8 protein-coding genes and 1 pseudogene are annotated in these 10,647 nt (G+C 71.8%); 5 read left to right on the forward strand and 4 right to left on the reverse strand.

Annotated elements, in window-relative coordinates; all coding sequences use genetic code 11:
• Nucleotides 1-727 (forward strand): annotated as a pseudogene (locus ACIPYS_RS13990) (hypothetical protein); the annotation flags it as partial.
• A 139-nt stretch (nucleotides 728-866) separates the two neighbouring features.
• Here ACIPYS_RS13990 and ACIPYS_RS13995 read toward each other — a convergent pair.
• The gene (locus ACIPYS_RS13995; RefSeq protein WP_400746075.1) at nucleotides 867-1,622 is read right to left on the reverse strand and encodes an LAETG motif-containing sortase-dependent surface protein; all 756 of its coding nucleotides are present in this window, start codon (nucleotides 1,620-1,622) and stop codon (nucleotides 867-869) included.
• 334 nt (nucleotides 1,623-1,956) lie between these two features.
• The gene (locus ACIPYS_RS14000; protein WP_400746077.1) at nucleotides 1,957-3,363 is read right to left on the reverse strand and encodes a choice-of-anchor A family protein; all 1,407 of its coding nucleotides are present in this window, start codon (nucleotides 3,361-3,363) and stop codon (nucleotides 1,957-1,959) included.
• Between the two features lie 230 nt (nucleotides 3,364-3,593).
• Here ACIPYS_RS14000 and ACIPYS_RS14005 point away from each other — a divergent pair, with 230 nt between their 5' ends.
• Nucleotides 3,594-4,583, forward strand: coding sequence for a heme A synthase (locus ACIPYS_RS14005; RefSeq protein ID WP_093860091.1), 990 nt, complete (start codon nucleotides 3,594-3,596; stop codon nucleotides 4,581-4,583).
• A gap of 71 nt (nucleotides 4,584-4,654) precedes the next feature.
• On the opposite strand, the gene ACIPYS_RS14010 is transcribed toward ACIPYS_RS14005, so the two are convergent.
• Nucleotides 4,655-4,993: a hypothetical protein gene (locus ACIPYS_RS14010; RefSeq protein WP_093860092.1), complete on the reverse strand. Its 339-nt coding sequence runs from the start codon at nucleotides 4,991-4,993 to the stop codon at nucleotides 4,655-4,657.
• A gap of 72 nt (nucleotides 4,994-5,065) precedes the next feature.
• On the opposite strand from ACIPYS_RS14010, the gene ACIPYS_RS14015 reads away from it, so the two are divergent.
• Nucleotides 5,066-5,707, forward strand: coding sequence for a DUF2461 domain-containing protein (locus ACIPYS_RS14015; RefSeq protein ID WP_231978536.1), 642 nt, complete (start codon nucleotides 5,066-5,068; stop codon nucleotides 5,705-5,707).
• A 138-nt stretch (nucleotides 5,708-5,845) separates the two neighbouring features.
• On the opposite strand, the gene ACIPYS_RS14020 is transcribed toward ACIPYS_RS14015, so the two are convergent.
• Nucleotides 5,846-6,787: a heme o synthase gene (locus ACIPYS_RS14020; protein WP_093860094.1), complete on the reverse strand. Its 942-nt coding sequence runs from the start codon at nucleotides 6,785-6,787 to the stop codon at nucleotides 5,846-5,848.
• Nucleotides 6,788-7,295: 508 nt separating this feature from the next.
• On the opposite strand from ACIPYS_RS14020, the gene tkt reads away from it, so the two are divergent.
• Both tkt and tal read left to right on the forward strand, forming a co-directional pair.
• Nucleotides 7,296-9,392, forward strand: a complete 2,097-nt coding sequence (gene tkt, locus ACIPYS_RS14025) for a transketolase (protein ID WP_093860095.1) — start codon at nucleotides 7,296-7,298, stop codon at nucleotides 9,390-9,392.
• Between the two features lie 91 nt (nucleotides 9,393-9,483).
• Nucleotides 9,484-10,623 carry a transaldolase gene (gene tal, locus ACIPYS_RS14030; RefSeq protein ID WP_093860096.1) on the forward strand — a complete coding sequence of 380 codons (1,140 nt, stop codon included), beginning with the start codon at nucleotides 9,484-9,486 and terminating at the stop codon, nucleotides 10,621-10,623.
• Nucleotides 10,624-10,647: the final 24 nt, after the last annotated feature.

Below are 10,647 nucleotides of genomic sequence, written 5' to 3' on the forward strand. Positions count from 1 at the left end.
CTACGAGATCGCCCCCGCCGGAAACGCCTCCACCAACGGCGGCATCACCGCCGTCTCCCGCATCCCCGGCAGCATGGAACTCTGGTGGATCGGCGGCAACGGCTCCGTCCAGGGCGCCTACTGGTACGACGGCACACCCTGGACCCGCTACGAGATCGCCCCCGCCGGAAACGCCTCCACCAACGGCGGCATCACCGCCGTCTCCCGCATCCCCGGCAGCATGGAACTCTGGTGGATCGGCGGTGACAGCTCGGTCCAGGACAGCTTCTGGTACGACACCTCGAGCAAGAACTTCGACCAGAACGTCACCACCGACATCGCCATCGGAGGCGCGGCGCACGTCGTGATGCGGCAGGACGGCTTCTTCTCGTTCAGCACCCACGCGCACGACAGCGGCTTCGACAACATCGACTACACGATCACCGCCGCCGTGATGACGCCGGACGGGACCGTGTTCACCTTCCAGCACTCCGGCCACACGGAGGGGACCGTCGCCGGTCTGCCCTTCGGCACCCCGGACCGCAACGACGACTTCACGTTCACCGGCAACAATCCGAAGATCACCGAGAAGTGGGACGGCATCCTCGCCGGCACCTTCAAGGCCGACCTGGACGCGACGGACACTCTCGCGGCGGGCGTCGCGGGCGCTCTCGGCGACCTCGTGCAGGCGATCGTGTCCGCGGCGGGGAAGGCGGCGGCGCAGGCGGTCGTCAAGCTGGTGTCCTGACCGTCACGCCCGGCGCATCCCGCACCGCCCGCCCATGACGGCGGCCCCTCGCTCGGGTGAGCGGGGGCCGCCGTGAGCCGCCCGGTGCGGGACGCGCCGGGCCTCAGCCCTGCGCTGCGCCTCGGCCCTGCGCCGCGCCTCAGCCCTGGTCGCCGCCGCGGCGGCGGCGGGCGAGCAGGACGAGCGCGCCGCCGAGGAGCACGACACCACCGCCGACTGCCGCGATGACCGGGGTGGCGTCGCTGCTACCGGTCGCGGCCAGCGCCGGGCCGGCCGGGGTCGGCGCGGACGTCACGGGCGGGACGGGCGCGGCGGTCGACGGGGTGGACGTGGGCGTCGACGACCGGCTCGGCGTCACGGTCGGGGTGACCGGGGGCGGGGTCGGCGTCACCGTGGCGGTGGGCGACGTCGTCGGCGTCACCGTCGCGGTGGGCGACGGGGTGGGGGTCTGCGTCGCCGTGGGGGTCGGCGTCGGCGTCGGGGTGACGGTCTGGCTGGGAGTCGGGGTGGGCGTCGGGGTCGCGCAGACCTCGATCGTCTTCGTCTCCGTCTTGTTCCAGTCGCCGTTTTTCGGGTCCTCGGTGGTGGTCACCACGAACGTCGCCTTGATCGGCGCACTGTGGGCCTTCACCGGGAAGGTCTGCTTGAAGCTCTTGCCGAACTCCTTCTGGTCCAGCAGCTTCTCGCCGTCGACGGTCAGGCTGACGGCGTTCTTGACGCCCGCCTTGTCGCTGTAGTTGGCGAGGTCGATCACGATCTTGTCGCAGGTGACCTGCCAGGTCGGGACGTGGGCCGAGGCACTGGTCGCCAGCGCCACCGGCAGCAGGACGGCCGCCACGGCCGTTCCCGCGATCGCCGCACTGCCGATGCCTATCTGCCGCCGCTGTCGCGCCATTTCGTAGTTCCCTCCGAACGGTCTTGTGCAGCAGGCGCATTGAGTGGAACAGCGGTGGGCCCGCTACGACTGTCCGGGGGACTCTACCGGCAGCCCCCTACCGCTCCACACCCCACTGCACGTCCGGATTTCGACTTTCCGGTGACATTCGGATGTGCTTCGGCGGCCTCGCGGGCCCGTCAGCTCGGGCAACACGGCTGCGGACGACCCGAATGGACACGGTCAGGGTGGCCGAAAGACTGCACCCCTGGTGATCATTTTCGATCACCAGGGGTGCCTGAAGGAGCAAAACGGGTCATGCTCCTTCAACCGGTACGGAGCGGTCCGTCACGGGTCAGACCCGGCCGGCCGCCTTGCGCCGACGCGCGACCAGGACCAGCGCGCCACCGGCGGCGAGGGCCAGGCCACCGGCGATCGTCAGCGGCACGACCGGACCGGAGCCGGTGTGGGCGAGGCCGCCCTCGGTGACGGCCCCGGCCGACGGGCTCGCCGAGGCGCCCGGCACGGCCGCCGAGGCGGACCCGCTCGCGGACGGGCTCGCCGACGCGCTCGCGGACGGCCTCGCGGTGGCCGGAACGGACGGGCTGCCCGAGGCGCCCGGGGTCACCGTGGGCACCGGGGTGCCGGTCGCGCCGGGGGTGGTCGGCGGCGTGCTCGGGGTCCCGGTGGAGCCCGGCGTGCTCGGGGTGACGCTCGCCGACGGCGTACCGGTCGGCGGCACCACCGGCGGCGTGGTGGCGGGCGGAGTGGTCGGCGGCGTGGTCGGGGGCGTGGTGGGCGGCGTGGTCGGCAGGCAGCCGGTGAAGGGGTAGTGGTGCGTCTCCGCACCGCCCTTGCCGGTCAGCGACTTGACGATGACCGAGCCGTTCACCGGGGCCGCCGAGCCGAGGTCGAACGCGGCGTTCGGCGCCAGCACGGTGCCGGACCAGGCGGCCTGGCTGCTCTTGACCACCTTGGTGGCGGTCGGGAAGTTCCAGAGCAGCTTGGAACGGACCGCACCGCCGTGCGCGCTCTGCAGCTTGTCGTCCAGGACGTAGGCCTTCTTGCCCTCGTCCCAGAGGTGGAAACCGGTGGTCCGCGCGGCCGCCATGTCGTAGGAGTCGCCGGTGACGGTGACCACGGTGACCGAGCCGGCCGGCACCTTCACGAAGATGTCGGTGGCGCCCTGGAGGGCGGCGGCCGAGACCGTGAAGCTGTTGAAGGCGGCGTCGCCGCTGGTGAGGTGGAGCTCCTTGCCCTTGGCCTCGACCTTGGCGCCAGCGGTCTGCGGAGTACCGGCCAGGGCGGTGGAAACGGCGCGCACCCGGGCGAACTCGGCGGCGAAGTCGATCGGCGACCTGCCCTGGGCGACCGTGCCCTGGTGGGCCTGGACCACGGCGCCCTCGGCCTTCGAGCCGTAGACGCCGTTGCCCTTCATCACCTGGGTGTTGTTGCCGGTGAGCTTGCCGGCGACGACCAGGGCGTTGCCGCCCGGAAGCGCCTTCACCTGCTCGGGGGTCAGCTCCTGGCCGACCGAGAAGCCGCCGGTGAAGTCGGCGTTGCCGCCGACCGCCACCGCGCCCTCGGCGTCCGGCGTGTGGGTGTCGTCGCCCTCGACGAACTCCCCGTAGAGGTTGGCGACCCCGAGGCTCAGGCACTGGCCCGGCTCGGCGACGGCGTGGGCGGCGGCCGGGGCGACGAGCCCGGCCAGAACGAACGAGCCGCCGAGCGCGAGCGCGGCGGCGGGAACGGATATGCGCATGTGCAGGATCTCCGCTTGTGTGCGGGGGTGTGGGAGGGGTCCGGAAAAAGGTATGGACCAAACCGCACTCTTTCGGCCAGACCGGCAATTGGTCAAGACCACTGACCCCCTTGACCGAATGGTCCCTTTTGACCCGTCATGCCCATGGTGGTTTTACCGCCAAGTCGACATCGAAGCCCCCGCGGCCTCCGCCCGCCCCCGCCCCAAGATCGGCTGTAAGGCCGCATACCATGGACGCCGTGCCTAACACCACCCCCTTCTCCCTGCTCGCCGAGCGCTGGCAGCCCTCCGCCGCCGTGGTCAAGCGCGCCGCGTTCGCCGCGCTGGTGATGAGCGTGGTGATCGTCGTCACCGGCGGTGCCGTCCGCCTCACCGCCTCCGGCCTCGGCTGCACCACCTGGCCGCGCTGCACCGACGAGAGCCTCACCCCGACCGCCGAGATGGGCTTCCACGGCGTCGTGGAGTTCACCAACCGGATGCTCACCTACGTGCTGAGCGCCGCCGTCGGCTGGGCGATCCTCGCCGCGCGCTGCGCCCGGCCCCGGCGGCGCGGCCTGACCAAGCTCGGCTGGGCCCAGTTCTGGCTGGTGATGAGCAACGCCGTGCTCGGCGGCATCACCGTGCTGACCGGCCTCAACCCCTACACGGTGGCACTGCACCTGATCGCGGCGATGGCCCTGGTCTGGGTGGCGACCCTGATGTGGGAGCGCTCCAAGGAGGGCGACGGTCCGGCCCGGCCGCTGGTGGCCGAGCCGATCAAGCGGCTCGCCCAGGTCCTGGTCGGCGTGATCGGCCTGCTGGTGGCCGCCGGCACCTTGGTCACCGGCGCCGGCCACCACCCCGGCACGCCCAAGGACAACAAGATGGTCCCGCGGATCCCGCTGGACTACGACCGGCTCGCCCAGGCCCACGCCGACCTGGCCTTCCTCTCGATCGGCCTCTCGATCGCGGTGGTCTTCGTGTTCGTGGCCGTGAAGGCCCCGCCGGCCGCCCGGGCCCGGTCCCGCGAGCTGCTGATCGGCCTGCTGCTCCAGGGCGTGATCGGCTTCGTCCAGTACTTCACCGACGTCCCGGAGCTGCTGGTCGGCCTGCACATGCTGGGCGCCACCCTGATCTGGATCGCCGCCCTGCGGATCCCGCTCGCCCTGCGCACCCGCGAGGACGCCCCAGCGACCGCCGACGCCCCCGCACCCCGCACCCCCCAGGCCGCGGCCGCCTGACCCCGCGCGGACATGCCGAAGGGCCCCGGTCTCACGGAGACCGGGGCCCTTCCTCGTGCGCCGGGGCGGGGTCAGCCGCCGATCTGGATGCCGGCCATCCGCTTCCACTCGTACGCGCCGGTGCGCACCTTCAGACCGAGTTCGCCCTCGAAGTTCTCGTGCAGGGTGACCCCGGCCAGCTCGGCGGCCCGGCGGCCGACCGCGTAGCTGGGCGCGACCTGGTCGCCCCAGGCGCCGTCGGCGCCGACCACGACGATCCGGGTGGCGACCGCGCCGACGTACTCGACGACACCGTCGGCGCTGCCGCCGTGCGCCGCGGCGAAGGCGGTCAGGTTCTTGGCGATGCGCTTGGCGCGGCGCTCGGCACGGGCGTCCGGCGCGGCGGGGGTGGCGGTCTCTGCGCTGCTCATGCCCGCATGCTACCGAGCGGTAGTAGAGCTGGCGACGGGAGCGCCGTGTGCACCGGGCCACATACTGGTGGGGTGACCTTCGACGGCTGGCCGGCCGAGGCGCTCGACTTCTACGAGCACCTCGAGGCCGACAACTCCAAGACCTTCTGGCAGTCCCACAAGGACCGGTACGAGCAGGCCGTGCGGGAGCCGATGGAACGGCTGCTGGACGAGCTCGAGCCCGAGTTCGGGCCGGGAAAGATCTTCCGCCCCAACCGCGACGTGCGGTTCAGCGCGGACAAGTCCCCGTACAAGACGCACATCGGCGCCCACCTGGCGGCCGGCGGCTACGTCCAGCTCTCCGCCGACGGCCTGGCCTGCGGCAACGGGCTGTACCGGCTCGCCCCCGACCAGCTGGACCGCTACCGGAGCGCGGTCGCCGAGGACGTCTCCGGCGCCGAGCTGGAGCGGGTGGCCGACCGGGTCCGCCGGGCCGGGCCGGAGGTGGTCGGCCGGGACTCCCTGAAGTCCGCCCCGCGCGGCTACCCCAAGGACCACCCCCGGATCGGGCTGCTCCGCCACAAGGGGCTGATCGCCTGGCAGGAGTGGGCTCCCGAACCCTGGCTGGGCACCCGCGCCGCGTACGAGCGGATCACCGGGTTCCTGCGCGCCTCGCAGCCGCTCAAGGACTGGCTGGACGGCCACGTCGGCCCCTCCGAGCTGCCCGACCGCTAGCCCGTCGGCACCGCCGCGACGCCCGCCCGCCGCACCACCCGCCCGCCGCGCCGCCCGCCGGCCCGGCCGGCACCGCCAGGAACGCGAAGGGCCCCGGTCGACTCGACCGGGGCCCTTCCTCACGCCTGCGTCACCGCGTCACTTCACGAACGGGTCCACCGCGATCACCACGAACAGCAGCGTCAGATAGGTGATCGACCAGTGGAACAGCCGCATCTCCTTCAGCTTGGCGCCGACCACACCGGCCTTCGCCCGCCCGTACAGCGCGTGCGCCTCCTTCAGCCAGAAGGCGCCCAGCACCACCGCGGCGGCCGGGTACAGCCAGCTGGTGTCGGCCAGCGGCCACAGCAGCAGCGAGACCGCCACCATCACCCAGGAATAGGCGACGATCTGCTTGGCCACCGCCAGGTTGCCCTTGAGCACCGGCAGCATCGGCACCCCGGCCCGGGCGTAGTCCTCGCGGACCTTCATCGACAGCGGCCAGTAGTGCGGCGGCGTCCAGAAGAAGATCACCAGGAACAGCACCAGCGCCGACCAGGAGAGCGAGTTCGTGATCGCCGCCCAGCCGACGAAGACCGGCATGCAGCCGGCGATGCCGCCCCAGACGATGTTCTGCGCGGTGCGGCGCTTCAGCCCCAGCGTGTAGACGAACACATAGAAGAGGAGCGCGCCGAGCGCCAGCGCGGAGGACAGCCAGTTGACCAGGAGGCCCAGCCAGAGCGTCGACAGCACACCGAGCGCGATGCCGAACACCAGCGCCTCGCGCGGTGACACCATGCCGGTGACGATGGGCCGGCGCTCGGTGCGGGACATCACCGCGTCGATGTCCCGGTCGATGTACATGTTGAGGGCGTTGGCGCCGCCCGCCGAGAGGTAACCGCCGATGACCACCTCCAGCACCAGCAGGAGGTTCGGCACCCCGCGCTCCGCCAGGAACATCACCGGCACCGTGGTGATCAGCAGCAGCTCGATGATCCGCGGTTTGGTCAGTGCGACGAAGGCGCCGACACGGGCCCCGAACGGCCGGTGCGCAGGCGTCGCCCCGGTGACCCCGGCGGGACGGGATTCGACGGCGGTCACTAACACCCCAACTGAAGATGAATCCTCACAGGCGGCCACCGGAACGTTGTTCCCGAATCGTCCGCTCTGCGCGTACCACGCCACCTTAGACGCTCCATATCTCCCCACCGGCCCCGGGGTGCCCCGGCGGGGCGGAACGCACACCCCCGGGTGAACCCCCGCGGTCCCCACCAGGAACGTTGTCCGCGAAGCCGCTCCCGGGCCCGCCGGGACCACCGGTCCCCCGTCCCGCGCGCCGGAGAGGCGAACCGGACGGATCCGGGCGAGGGTGGACAAAGGGACCGGGCCCCCGGTCGCACGGTCGTCCACGAAATGTCCGGGGAATGACTGCCAACATGCCAGGGTTCTCCCACCACGGAGGGTGAGCCCCGGGCCGGACGGTAGGCTCGCCCACAGAAGCGGGATCTACCCTCCGTGACCGGCACCACCCAGCGTCCGGCCCCAGCGACGTGGCCGACCCGGTCCCTCACGGGGTCACTCTTCACAATGGAAGGAGCCCTGAGACAGGGTGAGCACGACGCCGAATGCATTCGAGTGGTCGGACCTCGACGACCGGACCGTCGACACGGCCCGGGTCCTGGCGATGGACGCGGTTCAGAAGGTCGGCAACGGACACCCGGGGACGGCCATGTCGCTGGCCCCCGCCGCCTACCTGATCTTCCAGCGCTTCCTGCGCCACGACCCGACCGACCCGGCCTGGGCCGGCCGTGACCGGTTCGTCCTCTCCCCCGGGCACACCAGCCTGACCCTCTACACCCAGCTCTACTTCTCCGGCTACGGCCTGGAGCTCGACGACCTCAAGGCCTTCCGGGTCGCCGGCAGCCGCACCCCCGGTCACCCGGAGCACGGCCACACCGCCGGCGTCGAGACCACCACCGGCCCGCTCGGCCAGGGCATCGCCAACGCCGTGGGCATGGCGATGGCGGCCCGCTTCGAGCGCGGCCTGTTCGACCCGGACGCCGCGGCCGGCGAGTCGCCGTTCGACCACACCGTCTGGGCCATCGTCTCCGACGGCGACCTGGAGGAGGGCATCTCCGCCGAGGCCTCCTCGCTCGCCGGCCACCAGAAGCTCGGCAACCTGGTCGCGCTCTACGACGACAACCACATCTCGATCGAGGGCGACACCGAGACGGCCTTCTCCGAGGACGTCCTCAAGCGCTACGAGGCGTACGGCTGGCACGTCCAGCGCGTCGCCCCGAAGTCGAACGGCGACATCGACGTCGCCGCGCTCGCCGACGCCCTCGCCGCCGCCAAGGCCGAGACCTCCCGCCCGTCGATGATCGCTATGCGCACGATCATCGCCTGGCCGGCCCCGGACGCCCAGAACACCGCCAAGGCGCACGGCTCCGCGCTCGGCGCCGCCGAGATCGCCGCCACCAAGAAGGTCCTGGGCTTCGACCCGGAGAAGACCTTCGAGGTCAGCGACCAGGTCATCGAGCACGCCCGGCTGGTCGTCAAGCGCGGCAAGGCCGCCCGCGGCGAGTGGGAGAAGTCCTTCGACGCCTGGCGCGCCGCCAACCCGCACCGCGCCGCCGAGTTCGAGCGCATCACGGCCGGCGAGCTGCCCGAGGGCTGGAAGAAGGCCGTCCCGGTCTTCGAGGCCGGCAAGGCCGTCGCCACCCGCAAGGCCAGCGGCGAGACCCTCAAGGCCCTCGGCCAGGTGATCCCGGAGCTGTGGGGCGGCTCGGCCGACCTCGCCGAGTCCAACCTCACCACCATCGACGAGGACAGCTCCTTCCTCCCCGAGGGCAACCCGCTGAAGTCCGCCAGCCCCTACGGCCGGACCATCCACTTCGGCATCCGCGAGCACGCCATGGGCTCCACCATGAACGGCATCGCGCTGCACGGGAAGACCCGCGTGTTCGGCGGCACCTTCCTGGTCTTCGCCGACTACATGCGCCCCGCCGTCCGCCTGGCCGCCCTGATGAAGCTGCCGGTCACCTACGTGTGGACGCACGACTCCATCGGCCTCGGCGAGGACGGCCCGACCCACCAGCCGGTCGAGCACCTGGCCTCGCTGCGCGCCATCCCGGGTCTGGCCATGGTCCGTCCGGCCGACGCCAACGAGACCGCCGTCGCCTGGCGCACCGTCCTGGAGCGCCAGACCACCCACCCCGGCCCGGTCGGCCTGGCCCTCACCCGCCAGAACGTCCCGACCTTCGACCGCACGGTGTACGGCTCCGCCGAGGGCACCGCGAAGGGCGGCTACATCCTGGCCGAGGCCTCCAGCGGCACCCCGCAGGTGATCCTGCTCGGCACCGGCTCCGAGGTCCAGCTGGCCGTCGACGCCCGCGAGGTGCTGGAGGCCGAGGGCATCGCCACCCGGGTCGTCTCGGTCCCGTCCTTCGAGTGGTTCCAGGAGCAGGACCAGGCCTACCGCGACAGCGTGCTGCCGCCGTCGGTCAAGGCCCGCGTCTCGGTCGAGGCCGGCATCGCCCAGGGCTGGCGCGAGCTGGTCGGCGACCACGGCCGGATCGTCTCGCTGGAGCACTTCGGCGCCTCCGCCGACTACCAGGTGCTGTTCGAGGAGTTCGGCATCACCGCCGAGCGCGTCGTGGCCGAGGCCCACAACGCGCTCCGCTCGCTCGAGGCCGTCAACCGCTAGCGGCCCCCGGGCCGGGGCGCCGACCGCACATCGGCGCCCCGGCCCGCCCCACACACCCCACAGCAGCAAAAGACGTAAGGACTGAAGCACCATGACCGACGCACTGAAGCGCCTCAGCGACGAAGGCGTGGCGATCTGGCTGGACGACCTCAGCCGCAAGCGGCTGAACAGCGGCAACCTCGCCGAGCTGGTGCAGCACAAGCACGTGGTGGGCGTGACCACCAACCCGACCATCTTCCAGAAGGCCATCGGCGGCGGCGACAGCTCCTACGACGGCCAGCTGAAGGACCTCGCCGTCCGCAAGGTCACCACGGACGAGGCCGTCCGCATGATCACCACCTCGGACGTCCGTGACGCCGCCGACGTGCTGCGCCCGGTCTACGACGCCTCCAACGGCCGCGACGGCCGGGTGTCGATCGAGGTCGACCCGCGGCTCGCCCACGAGACCGCCGCCACGGTGGCCGAGGCCAAGCAGCTGTGGTGGCTGGTCGACCGCCCGAACGTGTTCATCAAGATCCCCGCCACCAAGGCCGGTCTGCCCGCGATCGCCGAGGTCATCGGCAAGGGCATCAGCGTCAACGTCACGCTGATCTTCTCGCTGGAGCGCTACAAGGCCGTCATGGAGGCCTACCTGACCGGCCTGGAGGCCGCCAAGGCCAAGGGCCTGGACCTCTCCCAGATCGAGTCGGTCGCCTCCTTCTTCGTGTCCCGCGTGGACACCGAGATCGACAAGCGGCTGGAGAAGATCGGCGGCGACGCCAAGGACCTCCGCTCCAAGGCCGCGCTGGCCAACGCCCGCCTCGCCTACCAGGCGTACGAGGAGGTCTTCGGCAGCGTCGACGGCAAGAGCGCCGGCAGCGCCCGCTGGGCCGCCCTGGAGGCCGCCGGCGCCAAGCCGCAGCGTCCGCTCTGGGCCTCCACCGGCGTCAAGGACCCGGCCCTGCCGGACACCCTCTACGTCACCGAGCTGGTCGCCCCCGGCACCGTGAACACGATGCCCGAGGCCACCCTGGACGCCACCGACGACCACGGTGTGGTCACCGGCGGGACCATCGTCCCCAACTACGCCGACGCCAAGGCCGTGATGGACGCCATCGCCGCCGCGGGCGTCGACTACGACGACGTCGTCCAGGTGCTGGAGGACGAGGGCGTCGAGAAGTTCGAGCAGTCCTGGAACGAGCTGCTCGACACCGTCACCGCCTCGCTCGCCTCCTTCGCCGACGAGAAGTGACCCCCTGCGAACGGCGCACGAAAG

Origin of the sequence: Kitasatospora sp. NPDC089913, from assembly GCF_044748625.1 — a bacterium.
In the GTDB taxonomy this organism is placed as follows: domain Bacteria; phylum Actinomycetota; class Actinomycetes; order Streptomycetales; family Streptomycetaceae; genus Kitasatospora.